Origin of the sequence: Bacillus sp. FSL W8-0770 (assembly GCF_038008705.1) — a bacterium.
GTDB classification, from domain to species: domain Bacteria; phylum Bacillota; class Bacilli; order Bacillales; family Bacillaceae_G; genus Bacillus_A; species Bacillus_A cereus.
This window is the reverse complement of sequence record NZ_JBBOZR010000002.1, coordinates 329787-349312: the sequence shown is the minus strand read 5'-3', so window position 1 is coordinate 349312 and position 19526 is coordinate 329787. Positions and strand designations below refer to the sequence as shown.

The window sequence follows — 19526 nt, the reverse complement described above, 5'->3', positions numbered from 1 at the left end:
GATTTTTACTATGAGATTCTTTTTCAGTAAAGGAGAATAATATGAATAAAAAATACTTTAATACAAGCTTTAGTATTCTACAGTGGTTTGTGTTTCTATTAGCAAATGCAATTGCATTGCCTATCATTATTGGTGGCATATTCCATTTATCAGTAGAAGATATTTCAACATTAATGCAGCGAACTTTTTTAGTCGTGGGAATAAGTTCATTTATACAAGCATGGTTTGGGCATCGCTATCCCATAGCGGATGGTCCAGCCGGTTCATGGGTAAGTATATTTGTCATACTGGGACAAGTTGCTATGCATCAGGGACAAAGTGCAAAAGACGTGTTGCAACTTTTAGAAGGTGGGTTAATTATTGCAGGTATATTACTCTTCGTTCTTGGTATAACAGGTCTTGTTCATCGAATCTTACGTTTATTTACTCCTTTAGTTACAGGGACATTTCTTTTAATTTTAGCACTTCAACTTAGTGGTGTGTTACTAAAAGGAATGATGGGATTACAAGGATCTGCAACTCATCCTGATTATCCAACAGCTACTATTGCGCTCTTTGTTTTTGCCCTTATTACTTTCTTATCAATTAAAGAGACAGGATGGATGAAAAGGTACGCTGTGTTACTTGGAATTTCATGTGGTTGGCTTTTGTATGCTCTTTTAGGAAAATCATCTTATATGCCTTCACACACAACGCTAGTTAAGTTACCAGAGATATTTGCTTGGGGCACACCTAGATTGGATATTGGAATGACCCTAACTGCAACTTTATTTACATTTCTTTTAGTTGCAAATACAATTGCGGCTATTTCAGCTGTAAAACAAGTAGCTCCCTTATCTAAAGAAAATGAAAAGCAAACACTGAACCGTGGTGTATGGGTCGGAGGTATATCACATATTATCTCGTCGTTGTTTTCTACAATGGGTATTGTACCATTACCTGCATCAGCAGGATTTATTCAATTAACAGGACAAAGAAAAGTGAAGTCATTCCTTATAGCAAGTCTTATATTAGCAGGAATTTCTTTTGTTCCCTCAATCGTAAGCTTTATATCCTTGCTTCCAGGCCCTATTGCCAATGCTGCACTTTTAGCAACATTTGTCCAAGTAATAGGCATTTCATTTCAATCGATTTTAAGCGAAGAATTAAATCAACGCCGATTAACTATATTAGGAATTACATTATTAATCAGTTTAGGAATAATGTTTCTTCCAGAAAGCGCATTTAGTGGCATTCCTTCTTCCTTACAATATGTTTTAAGGAATGGATTGCTCGTGGGTACCGTGATTGTCATTCTATTGGAACAGTTTTGGAAAGAATAAAGTATTTATATGCTTTTTTATTTGGAAGAAAATAAAGAATGAAAATCAGCATTTGGAAATATTTTAAAATATCTTGATATAAACCTATGTATTTTGTAATATATAGGTATATTGTTAGTTTATTTGATTCCGTTCATTCCCACACCTTATGTGTTGTGGTTGAGTTGTAGAAGTAAGTTTTTTTCTTACTTTAATTTTGAAAGGGCTTCTTTGAGCCGATTAGTGTAATTAGCTTATTTTGCTATGCACAATTAATCGACTTGAGGAGGCCTTTTTTGTTTGGGTTTAAACAGGTATAAATATATATTTCTGTATAAAACAACAGATTAAGATAGGAAATTTATATAGGGGGAGAAAACATAGGAGTAATTGATTTGTTTATCAGGGAAATTGGAGGGATATGTAGTTTTTTTACGTTAAATGTATACACGGATATATGAAACTGTGGTTGTAAAATAGATACATAATAGATTTACGAATCGCAGCAAAAATAATTATATGGAAGTTTTGTAGACGACATAAATGTACTCATTATAAGAAGGATGAATAGAATTTTACTGTGAATTTTTAAAAAAACGTATCAATTGATACGTTTTTTATTGTAATTCTAGTAAATATGAGGTACGATTTGAAAGGGGAAAGAATTTTAATGCATATTAGCTTTCAAAATAGGGAGACAAAAAAGCACACTAATTTTACAATCGGAGAGATTGAGCAGTACATATTAGAGTTTAAAAAATTAATTAAAAATAATCGATTTACGGTTTCTCGAAATGAAAAAAGGAAAGAGAATAATGAATTTTTAGAGGCTAATAAGATTAACGCTAGTAAAGTGAAAGAGATTCTTCTTAATATAGGAGTACGTGATTTTTGTTATGCAGTTGATAATAAAAATCCAAATTTTGCTCATGAAAAATTGTATATCTTTTGTCCACAATATGAGTTAGATAATTGGGGACAAAAGAAGTCGGTAGACATATATATTAAGATGAATCTAATTGAAAATAAGGACAGGAACAAATACATGATTGTTGTTTCTTTTCATAAAAGGAATAAACCAGTCACTTATCTTTTTAGGTAAAGATAAGTGACTAATGGTTTTAGAATGAGGGAGGATTTTTATGTTGGTTTTATGTGAGTTTTGTCGAGATATGGTAAAGTATTCTACTAAAGATGTTTCAAAAGTGACAGTCATTAGAGGGAAGCAATATCATTATGTAGGTAAAGAAGCAAATTGCGAGGAGTGTAAATCTGAAATATTTGTTCCTAACATTCATGATTATAATTTAGAACAATTAGATCATGCCTATAGACAACAGGAACAGTTAGTTACTATTTCTGAAATAAGAGAGGTTTTAGAAAAATATAAGATTGGAAAACGTCCATTGTCTTTACTTTTAGGTTGGGGAGAGGTTACCCTAACAAGGTATGTAAATGGAGATATTCCGACGAAGCAGTACTCGGATATATTGAAAAGATTAGGTAGAGATCAATCTTTTATGCTAGATATTTTGGAAAGAAATAAAGATTTAATTACTCAAAAAGCATATAGAGTCTCTAAAGAAGCAATCGCAAAGCTACAGGAAAATGATGATATTCCTTCTACGCAGACTACGAAAATCGAGGAAGTTGCTAACTATTTGCTATATAAAAATGATGATATTACTCCTTTAGCTCTTCAAAAGCTGTTATACTATGCGCAAGGATTTTGTAAGGTGTTTACTGGGACATATTTATTTGAAGATGATTGTGAATTAGGAAGTCATGGCCCGGTATATCGAGTTATTTTTAATAAATATAAAGTATATCAGTACGACAATCTTGAAGTTAATTATGATAGTACAAATCAATTAACTCAAATAGAAAAGGAAATATTAGACTGTGTAATCAATACTTTAGGTTGTTATAGTGGGAAGAGTTTAGAAAAAATGATTCTATTTGACTTACCATGGGAAGTTACGCATCTAGAATTAGAAGATAATGATCCTGGTAAACCTATTATGGAAAAAGAAGAGATAGATAATTGCTTTAATACAATGAAACAGGCATATAATTTAGTTACAATTTCTGATATAAAGAAATATGGCATAAAAGCATTTGAAAATATAAACAATTCAATGTTGTAACTATATCATTTTTAATATGATTGATATATGAATTTTTTACTGTTAATCAGGCCTCTATAAAGGTATTAAAAGATAGTACTAATTACAAAAGGTTAGGATTGCAGAATATAAACATTATTAACACGATGTAAATATGCATATTAAATAAAAAGTAAAGTGGATTGATACATTATATGGTAAAATGATATATATGAAAACGTCTTATGAAGTAAATTTTACGCTTTGGACCTTTAGCTCAGCTGGTTAGAGCAAACGGCTCATAACCGTTCGGTCGTAGGTTCGAGTCCTACAAGGTCCACTTATAAACAAGGAGAAAGCACTCAAATGAGTGCTTTCTCCTTGTTTATAATAAATAAAGGGGATTGTGACATGAAAATAATTGATTTAGAGACAGAAAGAAAAAAGAAGGGAAAATTAATGGTAACTATTCCAATTATAGAACTAATATATGGAGAAAAAGGGGAAATTGAATTTAAAGTAGTGGGAAAAAAAGTTGTTCCGCAATCCATGTTAGAGATGTATAAAATCTAGAAATTTAGACGAGTTATGTTTTAAGCTGAGTAAAAATAAAGGGATGCCCTAGATATAGTACTAGGACATCTCTTTTTGTTTTAACGACATTTAATTTATTATGATTTATAGGGTACTTATTGCATGTATATACTTATTACTTAATCCTAACCTACATCGTTTTAAAATTAGGTTATCGTATTAATTTGTAAGAAAGGATGAACGTGGTCCAGCAAGACATGCATCTATACGATCTACTTGACCTTTTGTAAACATAACCATAGTATCATCATCAACATAATCCATATAGTTCATAAACATATCGCCATCAGGTCCATTGTTACAAGAAGTATGTGGAAATGTTATTACAGGACGACCAGGTGCACCTTGTGAACTACCAACATTATCTCCTCCTTGATTAGGCGTATCATCAACTCGATCAGAGCCATTGCATGCATTTGCATCATCACCCCAAATATGGAATAAATTGAACCAATGGCCAATTTCATGAGTAGCTGTACGTCCTAGATGGAAAGGTTTTGCAGCAGTACCTGTAGTACCAAATGCAGTGTATGTGATAACAACGCCATCTGTTTTAGGTGGTCCACCAGGGAATTGCGCGTATCCTAAAAGGCCGTCCTCTAATTGACATACCCATAAATTTAAATATTTGTCAGATGGCCATGCATCTGCTCCATCTGTACTTTGTGATTTGACAGAATTATCATCTGCTGAAAAAGCTTGTTTAGTTGTATGGGTACGAGTAATACCATTTGTTTGATTTCCGTCAGGGTCTTTTGTAGCAAGAAAGAATTCAACTCTAGCATCACTTACAGAATCTTTAAATGCAGAAGGTACATTTGCTACATCAGAGTTCGTTGCTCGAAAATCGCGATTTAAAACATCAATTTGACTATTAACTTGTTTCTCAGAGATGTTTTGTTCCTCAGTATTCCATACAACATGAACTACTACAGGAATTTTGACAACTGGTCTTTCTGATGATGCTAAGCGTGCATTATTCAGAAATTCATTCGTTATACTTTCAATTTTAACACGTGCATTTTTATATTCTTCAGATTCATTTAGTAATTTATGATGAAGCTCAATAGTTGCGCATCTACGCACAGTAGGTGTATTTGTTCTTTCTGATGAGTTAGTTTGATTTGGCATTTTAATTTCTCCTTTTTAGTTGATATTGTGTAAGTTTCAGTCATTGTTCCAGGAAATGTTTGATTCGAAAATTATTGTATAAGCGTTTATTGTTTTTTATTTTTAATAAATTCTTCAGTCATTTTCTCAATTTTTTCTCGTTCTTTTCGATATTCTTCAGATTCCTTCAATAATTTTTCATGCATACTCATAGTTCCACAATTACGTCTGGTAGGGGGAGTTTGTTTAGAATCGTTTGTTGAGTTATTGAAACTTTCTTGATGGGTAAAGTTGTTCATGAGAATTCTCTCTTTCATTCTAAATTTGTAACTTGAGAAGCAATAAAAGCTACATTCATTCGTAAAATATCGAGAGCAAGCGGATAATGGATATGTTCAAGAGTATCGTTTGCGGTATGGTCATTAGGATTCAAAGAGTCTTCGCCCTCTATTGTTAAAACAGCAGGGATCCCCTTATTAAGAAAAGATACATGGTCGCTATCAAATGGATTTAGAGATACCTTAACATCGAGATTTGTATATAAAGATGCTACATTTTTTAATCCATTAATGAGCTCTTCAGATAAAGGTGAACCTTCAATTAATACTGCTGGTGTCGAAGTATTTAATTTTCCTATCATGTCCATATTAATAACTGCTCGAATGCGATTTTTATCTGGAGTAATTAGGTTCTCAACATATTGTTTACTACCTAATAATCCTTGTTCTTCTCCTCCAAAAAGGATAAAACGCAGATCATGTTGTACGGGAATATCTTTGAATACACGAGCAATTTCCAAAACTCCTGCACTACCACTGCCATTATCATCGGCTCCAGGAGCATTAGATGAAGGCCCTCCACTATGGTTAACAGAATCAAGATGTGCAGTAATAATAATTAAGTGTTTCTCTTCATCAGGATTTGTGCCCATTTTATTTGCGATAACATTTTGGCTATTTTCATTGTTTACGCGTATTGTTTCGCTACTAGTTGTATATCCCATTTCATTTAATATCTCACGAGTCCATGTTGCGGCTTCTTCATAAAAAGAGCTAGTAGAAAACCTTGTTGGATATGAAACTAAATGGGTTAAATATGATTGGAACTGATTTTCGCTTACTTGATTGACTAGTGATTGTATAGAATTTACAGTTGTAGAATGATTATGAAAACTGCCGGAAACAAGTAATTCATTTTTAAGATCATTAGTACCACCAGGGAAAATAGGTGTTTTCATTCTTATAGTTTCACCACCTTAATTATATTTTTGCTTAGAAAGCAGTATTTCAAATATAACTTGTGAACGAACTCATTTGTTTATACAAGTATTAACTGGAAAATTTGCATTTATAATGGTTAATTATTTTTTGATATATATGAAATTACATGAAGTTATTGGATATAAATACCATTTGGAAGTATTGTTTAAATCTTAGATAATCCTCAAAATTTTCAGGGTTAGAGAAATATAAATATTTTATTTTAAAAGTGTAGATGAAATACCTAGTGAAGTAAAACTGATACATGCTCGGTTAGTATGGGAGAAAAAGAAGAAAGGAAAGGACATAGCTATTGCGGTTTTAGATACGGGTTGCAATATTAATATACAGACGTTATTCTTTCCTATGATTTCTCAGAAAGAATAACGCCTTTTTCATTTTAGAGAGTATTTTGTCTTGTTAGCTTGATAGCGATAGGGTAGCGCCATCAAAACGCAAATTTCGTACACTAAGAGAATTTGGGAAGAGCTAAGGCTCTGATTCCCTTAAAGGACAAAACGAAGGAGAATTCCTAACAATAAAGTTGTATTCACCTAGGAAAATTAATATGCTTTGAACTAAGAGGTAAGATATTTGCCAACCTTCTTCATATTTTTTGTAGCTGGAGTTAAATACAAAATATTACAGAAGTGGAGACAACATTGATAATTAGATTTGGCCCACTGGTGCGTTGTAACTAGTCTAATAGTAATCTTTCTCGAAACTCACTGTATTATCGAAAAGAATTGCGCATGCTAATGCATTCATTGCTTATTCTTTAGTTTATTGATTATAATGATCCTATTTCTAAAATAGAAGGATGATAGGATCAATTACTAGTCATTATAAATTTAATTAAAAAACAATTGTACTAACAGCATGTAGATAATTGTTCCACCTGCTATGGAGAGAAGCATTTGTCTCTTCCATATGTGAAGGATTATTACTACTCCTACTGAAATTAATTCTGGAGCACCATGATTGCCGGATAATAAGTTCAGATCCTTAAAACAGTAAATAACTAAAAGACCTATGACAGCTGAAGGTAGTACCTTACCTAGATACTGGACATATTGCGGAGTAGGTTTATCTGATGGGAACACTAAGAAGGGAAGGAACCTTGTAATCATTGTGCCTAAAACCACTATACCAACTGTTATAACTTGTTGCAGTAAACTCATTGTCACACGGAAACCTCCTCTATGTTCTCTATTGGTTTTTTTAGGATAGTAAGTACTAATAAAATCATAATCATTGCAGGAATTATGAAATTGTTTCCACCAAAAATAATTAGGCTAAATATCGATAATCCCAGTCCTACAAGAGCGCTATAATGCTTTTTCTCCCTCATCCACTGTTCAACAAAAATCACAACGAAAAGTGCTGTCATAACGAAATCTAGTCCTTTTGTATTGAAGTGTACAAGGGAACCAAAAATACCACCAATTGCGGCTCCTATACCCCAATACAAATGATTAAGCAGTGTCACGAAGAACATAAACCAACCCTTATCAACACCTTTTGGAATATCAACAGTAGAATTAATAGAAAAAGATTCATCACATAGTCCAAAAATAAGATAAAACTTTTTCTTACCAGTTCCTTTATACTTATCTAGCATAGAAATACCATAAAATAAATGCCGTGCATTCACCATTAAAGTAAGAAAAAGTGCATGAATTGGATTAAAAGCAACCAGTAATAAATTAGCTGCAATAAATTCCATTGATCCTGCGAATATGATTAAACTCATTAGAATTGGATATATTGCACTGAAACCCAGAGAGTTCATGTAGATTCCATAAGCAATTCCTAAAAATACAAAACCAGCAAAAATAGGTATTGTATAAGGAAAAGCTGCACGGAATGCGATTCTTATTTGATTTCTATTTTTCATATTATTCACATCCTTAATCAAGAGCTTTATTGCATACAAATTTAACACATAAAATCCATACAATGAATAAGAAAATTGTATGGATTACAATTTTCTTTAGAGGAATGTGTTATTCTAACTTTAAAATAATGCTGAGTTTATATCCTTGTAATAATTTTCAAAGTTTATAAATCTTAATTTTAACTTTTAAAATTTATACTATAAAAATTTAATCGTAGAGGTGAAGCATGCCAGTAAATTCATTTGAAAATTACTCTATGTCTTGGAAACCTAATAAGGAACTATTAAAGCGTCCATTTTATTCCTCTATTGCAGCACTACTTGAACATGATATTGTAAATGGTTTTTTAGCTCCAGGAACAAAATTGCCTCCACAACGAGAATTAGCGGATTTTTTAGATTTAAACTTTACAACAATTACCCGAGCTTACAAACTATGTGAAGTTAAAGGCCTAATTTACGCAATCACAGGGAGTGGAACTTTTGTAGCTCCTAATGCAACTCGTTCCATTACTATTTCTACAGAGGAAATCAGAAACTGCATTGATCTTGGATTAGTAGCATCATTTGAGCAAACTAATAGTATTGTCGCAGAGACTATTCAAAAGGTCGTAGATAAAAAGTATTTAGAGCAACTATTAAATTACAATGATCCAACTGGTCTTCCGCATCAAAAAACGGCAGGTCTCAATTGGATGAAGTCTTTTGGCATTAATGTGGATCAAGACCATATAGCAATAGTTTCGGGGTCACAAAATGCTTTAGCGATTACATTGACAGCGTTGTTTAAACCTGGAAACCGAATTGCAACTGATGTATACACCTATTCAAATTTTATCGAATTGGCAAAAATGCTACATATTCAATTAGTACCCATTCAAGGGGATGAATTTGGAATGCTCCCAAGTGAACTCGATAAGCAATGTAGTCAATTAGATATTCATGGTATTTTTTTAATGCCTTCTTGCTCTAATCCTACTACGATTATGATTGCAAATTTTCGAAAGAAAGAGTTAGCAGCAATCATTCGAAAGCATCAAATAATTTTGATTGAGGATGATATTCATGCATTTTTGACAGCAGGGGTTATTTCTGATTATGAGCAACCAATGTTTAATTTACTTCCAGAACAAAGTGTTTATATTAGTGGAACTTCTAAGTGCATTTGTTCAGGATTAAGGGTTGCTTATATGGTATTCGGAGATGCCTTACGTAAGGATATTTTAAAGGCTATATTTAATGTCAATGTTAAAACATCTTCTTTAGACGTAGAGGTGATAACAGAGCTAGTGTTATCAGGAAAAGCTCATGAAATTGTTAAGCAGAAGAAATTTTTAGCAGAGTCTGCAAACGAAATTTATTCAGGATATTTTTCTTCCAACAAGCCTGTAGGGCATCCTTTTAGTTTTTACCGTTGGCTACCTATTCAAAATCATTATGATGCATTTCAATTAGAAACAGATTTGGAGAGGCACGGCATTCGGGTTTTTCATTCCGAGCGCTTTATTACAGCACAAACCATGCCTAATCAGTATTTACGAGTCGCTCTATCCTCTACAAACTCATTAGAAGAGTTGAAAATAGGGCTAGAAATACTAAAACAATATCTCGGCTAGTGTGAACTACCCGCCACTTAACGTCCTAACGGACTGTTTGAAGTGGGGGCTTCTCGGTTAGTCGTTACTTTTGGTAGCTAACGAATTCGTCCTAAGACAGCCGAGCTAACTCCCTTGTTCCAAGGGTTATTTTATTGCTATCTATACTAACGCCAATAGGCGTATTGCTTCATTTTTGATATTGATAGCTGCGTTATAATCTCTATCGAGATTTACACCGCATATACAAGAATAGACTCGCTCAGACAATGACATATTTTTCACATTTCCACAACTGCTACATGTTTTTGTGGAAGGAAACCATTTGTCTATTTTCACAAGTTGTTTGCCTTGTTCATGTAGTTTATAAGCTAAAAAAGAAGTGAACATACCCCAACCATTGTCAGCGACACTTTTTCCAAAATGAAGTGCTTGCGACATTCCTTTCATATTTAGATCTTCAATAGCTACAACATCAAAATGAGTAGCTAACTCTTTAGACTTATGATGAAGGAAGTTCTTACGTTGGTTTGCTACTTTTTCATGCAGCTTAGCTACACGGATACGTTGTTTATTCCAACGCCCTGAACCTTTTGTACGTCTTGATAATACTCGTTGAGCCTTTGCTAATCGGTCTAACATTTCACGATAGAACTTAGGATAATTGGCTCTCTCATCCTCAGAACTGACGTATAATTGATCCATCGCAAAGTCTAATCCAACAACTGTTTCTACTTCTTTTTGTACGATCTCTTTTTCGTATTCAGTCAAAATGGACACATAGTATTTACCAGTAGGTGTCATAGAAATCGTACATGACTTGATTATATGGCCTTGTGGTATTTCTCTATGCTGTTTGATACGTACCATTTTCAGTTTTGGCAATTTGATATGACCGTTAAGCAATATAATATTTCCGTTCACTACATTCGTTGTATAAGACTTTCTGTCTTTTTTGCTTTTGAATGTTGGGAAGTCATTTTGACCACGAAAGAAATTTTTATAGGCAGTTTGCAAGTTTAGTTGAGCATTTGCCAAAGCTAATGAATCCACTTCTTTTAACCACTCAAATTCTGCTTTGTATTTTGCAGGAGTGGGAAGCTTTTGTTTCTTTAGTTGATCCTTATCATCTTTATGTTTTTCATACGCTTCTTTCCGTTCAGCTAACATTCTGTTATACACGAAACGTACACAACCGAAGGTTTTACGCATAAGATGTGCTTGGTCTTTTGTTGGATACAAACGGAATTTATATGCTTTATTCTGCTTTGTCATATCATTTCACCTCACTTTTCACTTTGATTTTCAATATATGTTTTTACTACGTCTATTGGCGAACCACCAATAGTTAGCAAGCAAAAACTTCTTGACCAAAACATCTCTTTCCAAAGTTTCTTTTTCACTTGTGGAAAGTCTCTTTTAATAAGTCGAGAATTTGCACTTTTATAAGCATTGATGAATTTTGTCATTTCTGTATTAGGGTGTGCCTTGAACAAAATATGAACGTGGTCTACATCATGATTCCATTCAACTAACGTGATGTTATAGTTTTCAGATAGTCGAACAAACATCTCTTTTGCATAGTCTGACATATCATCATCAAACACATTTCTTCTGTATTTCACGACCAACACAAGGTGATAATATAACAAGAATACTGAATGGTTATTACTATCTAATTTCATTTATATACCAGCCCTTATAATTTATAAGACTGATTATATCAGAGGTGAAATAAAAAGGAAAACCTTTTGGCTACGCCAAACCGAAATTCATCTCCCACCTATCGTTGGGCTACGCCCTTCACACGCTTGAGGAAGGAGAATTCTTTCGGGAAGTTCGTTAAAATAAAGGAAAATGCTATTTAACAGTAAAAATGTAGTAAAAACTCTTCTATAGGCAAGAAGAGTTTTTTTAGTCTATAGTGTTCTGTAGGGATTAGTATTTTTATCATTAAAAACAATAAATAAATATATATAAATATAATGTATATGTGTTATTATGATTACGTTGGAAAATAAAGTATATTTTGATTCGTAAAAATAATTAGGAGAAGAAGGGGAAATAGCATGAAAATGAAAAAAATGATTTTAACAGGTGTAGTACTTGCAGCAACAACTTTAACATCTTTATCAAATGTACAGGCAGATACAACATTTAAAGATGTTCCAGCAAATCACTGGTCTACAAAAGCAATTTATGATTTAACAAATCGTAAAGTAGTGCAAGGGTACGGAAATAATATCTTTGGCTTTGGTGACAATGTAACTCGTGGGCAAGTTGCTCGAATGATTTATATGTACCTAAAACCAGCAGATGCAGATGCTAGCTTCAAAAATCCGTTTACTGATATTAAAGGACATTTGTTTGAAAAAGAAATCTTAGCACTTGCTAAAGCAGGATTTGTAAATGGATTTGGTGATGGAAAGTATGGTCCAGATGATATTTTAACTCGTGAACAAATGGCACAAGCACTTACAAATGCTTTTAAATTTAAGGCAACGAAAACAACAAAATTTGCAGATGTTGATAAAAATTCTTGGTCTTACGGTGCAATTAGTGCATTAGAGGAAAATGGGGTTACAATTGGTACTGGAGGTAATATGTATTCTCCAAAAATGTTTGTAACACGTGAAGCGTATAGTCAGTTCTTATATAACTCTATTAATGCAGTTGAAAAAGAAACAAAACCAGAGCCAAAGCCAGAGACAAAACCAGGGGTAACGCCAATAGGTATTCCCAATGCGTTAGTGACAGATGATTTTTTCTTTGATAGATATTCAATTGAAATTTCATCTGTAAGAGAGCGATCTATTTCTAAACAAGGTCAAAATCTTGTTACTGAAGTAAATAAGAAGTATAATGCGAATTTCAGATATAGATATGTAGCATCAGAAATTGATCTATATACTCCTAATTTACCAAGAATGATTGACTCTCATGGTTCATTTTCGTTTGTTGGGAAGGATGAAGATAACTTCTATTTCATGTTTGTCGTTGACAAATCAACTGTTGAGCTAGCGAAAAACTGGATGCATATGATAAATCCGAATTTCACTCTTGATAAAGAGATTGATAGATTAGTAAATCCAAATCCAGAATTAAAAAAAGAAATTGATAGTTTTGTAAAAAATGATAAGGATTATATCAATCGTTTTGAAAAAGATAATCATAGCGTAGAATTAAATGTAAGTCCTCTACAGTGGGTAAAACCTGGGGAGTCTGTAGTTACTCTACATCCAGATTACTATGTATTAGGAATTTCTGTACAAGGAAAGTAATATTTAAGTAGTGTATTGATTTTCGTACAGTGAAGGATAGACAATATTAGGGCTTATTGATTTTTTGAAAAAGACCTACTGTTATTGAAGTGCACCCCAATTGTTAGACACATAATTAACAATTAGAGGTGCATTTTTTTTATATGCTTTAACTGTATAGATTTTTTAAACAATAGATACTATTTCATTTCTTTTGCTTTAAAGATGGAGCACTCTCTTTTTCTCGTCAGCGTTTGAACCAACAATTAAAACCTCTTAATTCCTTTCGCAAGGCTTGTAAAATTCCAAAAGCTCAATAGGAATATTATTTTTGTATGCTATACATGCTTTTGTATCACCACGCTGAATGGTCTTTTGGTCAATTAACAAAAGCGCAGCAAACGTATTTGCTTCTATCTCTAATTTATCAACGGAAAAGAATGTATTCTTACGCAGAAAAGGTGTATTTGCATGAGTATGTAGAACCGCGTGTCCTAATTCATGGGCACAAACAGTTCTCTGCATAGATGGAGATAAATTAGTATTAATAACAATAAAACGATTTCTTTTTTCATATTTATAAAAACCATTTATTTCTTCATGTAAATCCCATGTTAGTACATGTATTTTTAAGTAATCTGCAAGCTCATAGGGGTTTTTCGTGTTGTATTTGGTGCAAAGTTGTTGGACTAGATCTCTAATGACGAATTTCAATGTTTTCCCTCCTAAGCTTGCATCAGTTATCGTCTGGATTACGATATTTCTTAGGCACGTATTTTTTATTGATTACTTTTGTTTGTTTTACAATGTACTCCATCGCATCTAATAATGACTCTACCGCTTCTTGACTCATAGGTTCACCAGAGAACATTAAACCATCTTCCCCTTGTAGATCTTTCTTTATTTCTTCCATTCTTTTTGCTATATCTTTCTCATCTTTTGGCGCTACTTGTTCGTTTGGTTCGCCTGTAACAGATCGACCAAGTAAATAGTCAGCTGAAACTGAAAAGCAATCAGCTAATTTAGTTAAAACATCATGTGGAGGGAACCTCTCTTCTGATTCGTAGTAACCTATCATTCTTTGGGATACGCCGATTTTTTCTGCCAGTTGTTTTTGAGTTAAATTCTCTTTTTTTCGTAAGGATTTTATTCTAAGTCCTATCACATCGTTCACCTCTCTAATTGAACTAATTGTTCTCTTCGAATTCATTTTAGCACAAAAAGTTCTTTTATGCATTGACAAAGAACAATTAGTTCTTTAATCTGTATTTAGAACTAATTGTTCTTATGGAGGTGTGATAATGGGAAATAAAATGTACGATCCGAAAAAAAACTTATATAAAGAAATGGCTAGCTATTGCGGAGTAACTGAACGCTATATTCGAATGATTGATCAAAAAGAAAGAACGCCATCAATGGAGACAGCTAGGAAGGTTGCACAGTTTTTTGATAAGAGTGTAGATGATATTTTTTTTAGTAATAAATCGAACTTTAAGTTCTTTTTGGTCTCGCTTTGGTTTAATAAGTCTGGAAAGTAGATTTTTTCATGAGGAAGTTAAAGGTTGCAATAAGTAAGTAAAAAAGGTTTGAAAATATGAGAGGTAGATAATATGGGGATTTTTCGAGTAAAAAAAGATAATAATTATTCCGTTATTAATAATACCGGTCTAAAGGATAAGAGGCTTTCTTGGAAGGCAAAAGGAATATTAGCTTACATACTCACACTTCCAGATGATTGGGTGTTTTATAGAGAAGAGTTATCGCAACATGCAAAAGACGGTATTAATAGCTTAAGAGCTGGAATGCAGGAATTAAAAGAGTACGGATATATTAGAAGATTTCCTGTTAGAGATGAAAAAAACAAAATTGTTAGGTGGGAGACAATTATTTACGAAATCCCAGTGGATGATTATCCACCAGTGGAAAATCCACCTGCTGGAAAACCTGTTGCTGGTAACCTACCGGTGGAAAATCACAAGCTACTAAATACTAATATACAAAGTACGAAAGAACTAAATACTGATATACAAAATATAAATCATCGTCATGATAATAAACAAAAATTAATCTCACAAAGGTTAATAAATGATGATTTTAAAATAAGTCATCAATTTTTAATGAAGAATAGAATTTCATTAAGTGAAATAGCGATTAGGGAGCTTGGTGTATTTTGTGAATCATTAGGTAGTGAACTAATTGGGGAAGCAGTAAATAGATCAATTGATGAAAATGTACCAAAGTGGAGATATGTACGTGGGATTCTTAAAAAATGGGAAACCAAAAAGGTAAAAACACTCAAGGATGTAGCTATGCTAGATGCACAGTTTGATCTTGGTAAGAATAAAAAACAATTTGGATCAGGGAATACTAATCGAAGTGAAATGGTACCAGAATGGTTACATGAAAAAGAAGATGTTCCAGAAGATCAGCCTATAAAAAATAATGAGTTAACTATTGAAGAAGAGCGTGAGAGATTAAAAACTTTATTAAAAAAATATAAATCATAATTAATATTTATAAATTTTATTAAATTGATAATAAAGGTTAGTTTATCTTTGGTGATCAAAATAAAAGCAGGATTTAAATAAAGAAAAGTAGGGGGATTATTATATGTTTGACTGGCTCAAAGATTATCAGAAACTAGAAGAAGAAATTGTATATTTAGAATATAACTTAGACAAATCAAAAGCAGAATTAAAGCGCTGGACTAGTGGGGACTTACAAAATGTACGATTAACTGCTGAATCCGAAGGGGCTAAAGTAGAAGATCGGATTGAAGCGATTGAATATGAATTAGGACATAAGATCAATGAAGTATTTGATTTAAAGATTTTAATTAATAAGTTTACAGGATTAGATCATCAAATTCTCAAAATGAAGTATGTTGATGGAATGACTTTAGAACAAATAGCGTTTGAATTACATTATAGTACAGGCTATATTCGCCGAAAACATGCTGAAATAAGAAAGATTGTCAAGTTTGTAGATGGGTTTTAATGTTACCTTTTTGTAGGATACATGCAGTGTACAGAAAGTATTGAAAAAGTGATTTATAGTAGTAATATAAGATTTCGACGAAAGGGCAACTATTTTTATGGTTGCTCTTTTTGTTGTGAAAGAAGGTGGGCAACATGAAGTAATTTTAAAAAATTTTTTCATTTAAGTGTTAGATGTACTTAGTAGATTAAGAGTTTTATAGAAAAAAATAATAGGAAAATAAGGAGAGATTTAGTAATGAGTATATTAGCTGCTTCAGTTAAAACAAAAAATTTGCCACAGCAAGTGTTACGTTGGCAATCAATGGTAGAAAGCGAATGTTCTGCACAAGGTGTACCTGAGTTAGTTCCTTACGTGCTTGGAATTATTATGGTGGAGAGTGGAGGAAACTCTGAGACAACACCTGATATTATGCAGTCTAGTGAATCACAAGGTTGGGCGATGAATACAATTAAAAATCCTAAAGATTCAATTTATTATGGAGTAAAGCATCTAAAAGGAGCTTTTGATGATGCAAAGAAAAATGGTATTACAGATTTAAGTGCCATTGTTCAATCGTATAATTTTGGACGAGCTTACCTTCGCTGGTTAGCTTCTAACAATAAACAGCATTCATTACCGGTGGCAGATCTGTATTCTAAAACAGTTGTTGCTCCATCACTTGGAAATACGACTGGTGTTATGGTGAAATATAGTCAACCTATTGCTGTTGCATATAATGGTGGCTATCGATATAAAAATGGAGGGAATTTCTTCTACTCTGAAATTGTTAAACAATATGTAGATTTTGATGAAGCTGGTAATAACAATAAACCAATACAACCGGTGGGCTTGGGGATTGCTGTAAATAAATATCCGAATAACGGTGGTATTAATCTATATAGCCAACCACAAGGTGGACATTTTACGAGAGTAATTTATGATAAAACACCGTACCTTATTATAGATGCAGCATGGTTTGAAAATCCTATGATTTGTCTCGGAAACGAGGCATGGGCTGCTCTGGAACATTTCGATGTGCAATGGTTCAGTGCTTATTCAAAATATCCACCAGGTGGCGGTATTAACACGTATGATGGTCCTAACGGAAATTATACAGGTTTTGTAGATGGGTCTGTTCCATATAGACTTTTAGGACGAAAAGATGGTTATTTGGCGATTGGAAATAATGCATGGGTAAAAGAAGAACATTTTGATGTTAGATAATAACGGGGAGCTTTTCGTTCGGTTAATCTTAAGATTTGAAAAGCTAAAATACATCCAAAAAATAATAAATATAGACAGTGAACGAAGGTGCTCATTCAAGCACCTTTTTTATATTGTGTAAAAATAGAAAGGAAGACTAATATGGCAAAATTTATTTATCCTACAGATACAACAAGAGTAACAAGTGGTTTTAGAGGAAGTAGACCAGATCATCATGGGGTAGACCTTGCTGAAGCGGGCTATCATCCGATTTATGCAGCAGCTAGCGGGCAGGTTAGCCGTTCTTATCTTTCATCTAGTTATGGTGAATGTATTATGATTGTGCATACTATTGATGGAGTTACATGGGAAACTGTATACGCTCATATGCGTAGTGGTTCTCGAACAGTAAAAGTAGGCGATTATGTTACACAAGGACAAACTATTGGGGTTATGGGGAACACAGGGGAGTCTAGTGGCCAACACTTACATTTTGAATTGCATAAAGGGCGCTGGGATGCTAGTAAGAGTAATGCTGTGAATCCACTAGATTATTTGGGGAAAGGTGACAGTGGCAACAATACTGATAAACCGATACAACCAGTAGGTCTTGGAATTGCTGTAAATAAATATCCAAATAATGGGGGTGTTAATCTATATAGCCAACCACAAGGTGGACATTTTACGAGAGTAATTTATGATAAAACACCGTACCTTATCATAGATGCAGCATGGTTTGAAAATCCTATGATTTGTCTCGGAAACGAGGCATGGGCTGCTCTGGAACATTTCGATGTGCAATGGTTCAGTGCTTATTCAAAATATCCACCAGGTGGCGGTATTAATACGTATGATGGTCCTAACGGAAATTATACAGGTTTTGTAGATGGGTCTGTTCCGTATAGACTTTTAGGACGAAAAGATGGTTACCTGGGTATTGGAAATAATGCATGGGTAAAAGAAGAACATTTTAATGTGAGATAGTATTTTGAAATCTATAAATATCAAATTAAATGGAAGAAGCAGTGTGATACTTTTCTATGAATTCGTTTAAAACGATTATGTAGGAGTGTAGAGAGGAATTAAAGGAAGAGCAACTGATAAACAGTTGCTCTTTTTCTTTTTTAGCAGGTGAAGACAAGGAATTTATTAGAGAAAATGCTGGCCGTATGGAGATTAGGTTACTAGATGTACTAAATAATGCAGTGAGAATTTTAAGTAATAAAAACGAGAGAATAAAAAGGAGATGTTCAGTAATGGAGATTAGAAAAAAATTAGTGGATTCAAGTAAATATGCTATAAAATGTCCTAATGCAATGAAGCCAGAATTCATCACAGTACATAATACGTACAATGATGCATCAGCTGAAAATGAAATTTCTTATATGATTGGAAATAATAATGCAGTTTCGTTCCATGTTGCAGTAGATGACAAAGAAGCAGTACAAGGTATTCCGTTTGATCGTAATGCTTGGCATGCTGGTGATGGTAACGGAAATGGTAATCGTAAATCCATCGGAGTGGAAATTTGCTATTCTTTAAGTGGTGGGGATAGATATTATAAGGCGGAAGATAATGCAGCAATTGTTATAGCTCAGTTAATGAAACAATTCAACATTCCAATTAGTAATGTACGTACACATAAATCTTGGAGTGGGAAACATTGTCCACACCGTATGCTTGACGAGGGAAGATTGGATCAATTCATTGAGAAGGTAAATAAAGCATTTAACAACAATAATAATAAACCAATACAGCCAGTAGGTCTGGGGATTGCTGTAAATAAATATCCGAATAATGGAGGGATTAATCTATATAGCCAACCGCAAGGAGGATATTTTACGAGGGTAATTTATGATAAAACACCGTATCTTATTATAGATGCAGCGTGGTATGAAAATCCTATGATTTGTCTAGGAAACGAGGCATGGGCTGCTCTGGAACATTTCGAAGTACAATGGTTCAGTGCTTATTCAAAATATCCACCAGGCGGTGGTATTAACACATATGATGGTCCTAACGGGAATTATACAGGTTTTGTAGATGGATCTATTCCATATAGAGTTTTTGGACGACACAATGGTTATATTGATATTGGAAATAATACATGGGTAAAAGAAGAACATTTTGATGTGAGATAAGATTAAAGAATTAGAGTCACCAAAGAAATGATCATTCAAGATTTTAGATTAGTAATTTATATATTGGTTTGCCAAAGGTGAT

Annotated in this window: 21 protein-coding genes, 1 tRNA gene and 1 pseudogene; 14 read left to right on the top strand and 9 right to left on the bottom strand. The window is 33.2% G+C overall.

Features of this window, described 5'->3' with window-relative positions; translation table 11 throughout:
- Nucleotides 1-41: 41 nt before the first annotated feature.
- The 5 genes from NST27_RS28370 to NST27_RS28350 all read left to right on the top strand — a co-directional run bounded on the left by NST27_RS28370 (nt 42) and on the right by NST27_RS28350 (nt 3979).
- Nucleotides 42-1322: a purine/pyrimidine permease gene (locus NST27_RS28370; RefSeq protein ID WP_061661776.1), complete on the top strand. Its 1281-nt coding sequence runs from the start codon at nt 42-44 to the stop codon at nt 1320-1322.
- A 649-nt stretch (nt 1323-1971) separates the two neighbouring features.
- Entirely contained in the window at nt 1972-2403 is a 432-nt protein-coding gene (locus tag NST27_RS28365; protein WP_000548169.1) for a hypothetical protein, read from the top strand.
- Nucleotides 2404-2443: 40 nt separating this feature from the next.
- Nucleotides 2444-3448, top strand: a complete 1005-nt coding sequence (locus tag NST27_RS28360) for a type II toxin-antitoxin system antitoxin SocA domain-containing protein (RefSeq protein WP_061661869.1) — start codon at nt 2444-2446, stop codon at nt 3446-3448.
- 224 nt (nt 3449-3672) lie between these two features.
- A tRNA-Ile gene (locus tag NST27_RS28355) sits at nt 3673-3746 on the top strand.
- Between the two features lie 71 nt (nt 3747-3817).
- Nucleotides 3818-3979: a hypothetical protein gene (locus tag NST27_RS28350; protein WP_161508230.1), complete on the top strand. Its 162-nt coding sequence runs from the start codon at nt 3818-3820 to the stop codon at nt 3977-3979.
- Nucleotides 3980-4159: 180 nt separating this feature from the next.
- Here NST27_RS28350 and NST27_RS28345 read toward each other — a convergent pair whose 3' ends face one another.
- The 3 genes from NST27_RS28345 to NST27_RS28335 all read right to left on the bottom strand — a co-directional run bounded on the left by NST27_RS28345 (nt 4160) and on the right by NST27_RS28335 (nt 6347).
- A complete protein-coding gene (locus NST27_RS28345) occupies nt 4160-5131 on the bottom strand; it encodes a zinc metalloprotease (protein WP_061661924.1) in 972 nt (323 codons plus the stop codon).
- Between the two features lie 86 nt (nt 5132-5217).
- Nucleotides 5218-5409, bottom strand: a complete 192-nt coding sequence (locus NST27_RS28340; protein ID WP_025687278.1) for a hypothetical protein — start codon at nt 5407-5409, stop codon at nt 5218-5220.
- A gap of 14 nt (nt 5410-5423) precedes the next feature.
- Entirely contained in the window at nt 5424-6347 is a 924-nt protein-coding gene (locus NST27_RS28335; RefSeq protein ID WP_061661925.1) for a M28 family metallopeptidase, read from the bottom strand.
- Nucleotides 6348-6582: 235 nt separating this feature from the next.
- Between NST27_RS28335 and NST27_RS28330 the strand changes: the two are divergent.
- Nucleotides 6583-6714: pseudogene (locus NST27_RS28330) on the top strand (serine protease); the annotation flags it as partial.
- 506 nt (nt 6715-7220) lie between these two features.
- On the opposite strand, the gene NST27_RS28325 reads toward NST27_RS28330, so the two are convergent.
- Both NST27_RS28325 and azlC read right to left on the bottom strand, forming a co-directional pair.
- Nucleotides 7221-7556 (bottom strand): branched-chain amino acid transporter permease, encoded by a 336-nt coding sequence (locus tag NST27_RS28325; protein WP_061661983.1) that lies wholly within the window; start codon nt 7554-7556, stop codon nt 7221-7223.
- Nucleotides 7553-8266 carry an azaleucine resistance protein AzlC gene (gene azlC, locus NST27_RS28320; RefSeq protein WP_000797393.1) on the bottom strand — a complete coding sequence of 238 codons (714 nt, stop codon included), beginning with the start codon at nt 8264-8266 and terminating at the stop codon, nt 7553-7555. Before azlC ends, NST27_RS28325 begins: the two co-directional genes overlap by 4 nt.
- 227 nt (nt 8267-8493) lie before the next feature.
- Here azlC and NST27_RS28315 point away from each other — a divergent pair, with 227 nt between their 5' ends.
- Entirely contained in the window at nt 8494-9882 is a 1389-nt protein-coding gene (locus tag NST27_RS28315) for an aminotransferase-like domain-containing protein (protein ID WP_001145016.1), read from the top strand.
- Between the two features lie 141 nt (nt 9883-10023).
- Here NST27_RS28315 and NST27_RS28310 read toward each other — a convergent pair whose 3' ends face one another.
- Nucleotides 10024-11136 carry an RNA-guided endonuclease TnpB family protein gene (locus NST27_RS28310; RefSeq protein ID WP_000166247.1) on the bottom strand — a complete coding sequence of 371 codons (1113 nt, stop codon included), beginning with the start codon at nt 11134-11136 and terminating at the stop codon, nt 10024-10026.
- 11 nt (nt 11137-11147) lie between these two features.
- On the bottom strand, nt 11148-11546 hold the full coding sequence (gene tnpA / locus NST27_RS28305; protein WP_341035300.1) for an IS200/IS605-like element ISBth16 family transposase: 399 nt from the start codon (nt 11544-11546) through the stop codon (nt 11148-11150).
- A gap of 384 nt (nt 11547-11930) precedes the next feature.
- On the opposite strand from tnpA, the gene NST27_RS28300 reads away from it, so the two are divergent.
- A complete protein-coding gene (locus NST27_RS28300) occupies nt 11931-13142 on the top strand; it encodes an S-layer homology domain-containing protein (RefSeq protein ID WP_016090274.1) in 1212 nt (403 codons plus the stop codon).
- 255 nt (nt 13143-13397) lie between these two features.
- On the opposite strand, the gene NST27_RS28295 is transcribed toward NST27_RS28300, so the two are convergent.
- Together NST27_RS28295 and NST27_RS28290 are read right to left on the bottom strand one after the other, a co-directional pair.
- Nucleotides 13398-13835 carry an ImmA/IrrE family metallo-endopeptidase gene (locus NST27_RS28295; protein WP_061661877.1) on the bottom strand — a complete coding sequence of 146 codons (438 nt, stop codon included), beginning with the start codon at nt 13833-13835 and terminating at the stop codon, nt 13398-13400.
- 22 nt (nt 13836-13857) lie between these two features.
- Nucleotides 13858-14286 carry a helix-turn-helix domain-containing protein gene (locus NST27_RS28290; protein ID WP_061661878.1) on the bottom strand — a complete coding sequence of 143 codons (429 nt, stop codon included), beginning with the start codon at nt 14284-14286 and terminating at the stop codon, nt 13858-13860.
- Between the two features lie 136 nt (nt 14287-14422).
- Here NST27_RS28290 and NST27_RS28285 point away from each other — a divergent pair, with 136 nt between their 5' ends.
- From NST27_RS28285 to NST27_RS28260, 6 genes are all read left to right on the top strand, one after another.
- A complete protein-coding gene (locus NST27_RS28285; protein ID WP_061661879.1) occupies nt 14423-14659 on the top strand; it encodes a helix-turn-helix transcriptional regulator in 237 nt (78 codons plus the stop codon).
- A 72-nt stretch (nt 14660-14731) separates the two neighbouring features.
- Entirely contained in the window at nt 14732-15628 is an 897-nt protein-coding gene (locus NST27_RS28280) for a DnaD domain protein (RefSeq protein ID WP_070184233.1), read from the top strand.
- Nucleotides 15629-15731: 103 nt separating this feature from the next.
- Nucleotides 15732-16118, top strand: a complete 387-nt coding sequence (locus NST27_RS28275) for a DUF1492 domain-containing protein (RefSeq protein ID WP_061661937.1) — start codon at nt 15732-15734, stop codon at nt 16116-16118.
- A gap of 237 nt (nt 16119-16355) precedes the next feature.
- A complete protein-coding gene (locus tag NST27_RS28270) occupies nt 16356-17324 on the top strand; it encodes a lysozyme family protein (protein WP_000025077.1) in 969 nt (322 codons plus the stop codon).
- A gap of 141 nt (nt 17325-17465) precedes the next feature.
- Nucleotides 17466-18287 (top strand): M23 family metallopeptidase, encoded by an 822-nt coding sequence (locus NST27_RS28265; RefSeq protein WP_001051379.1) that lies wholly within the window; start codon nt 17466-17468, stop codon nt 18285-18287.
- 272 nt (nt 18288-18559) lie between these two features.
- The gene (locus NST27_RS28260; protein ID WP_025686993.1) at nt 18560-19444 is read left to right on the top strand and encodes a peptidoglycan recognition protein family protein; all 885 of its coding nucleotides are present in this window, start codon (nt 18560-18562) and stop codon (nt 19442-19444) included.
- The last annotated feature ends 82 nt before the right edge of the window (nt 19445-19526 follow it).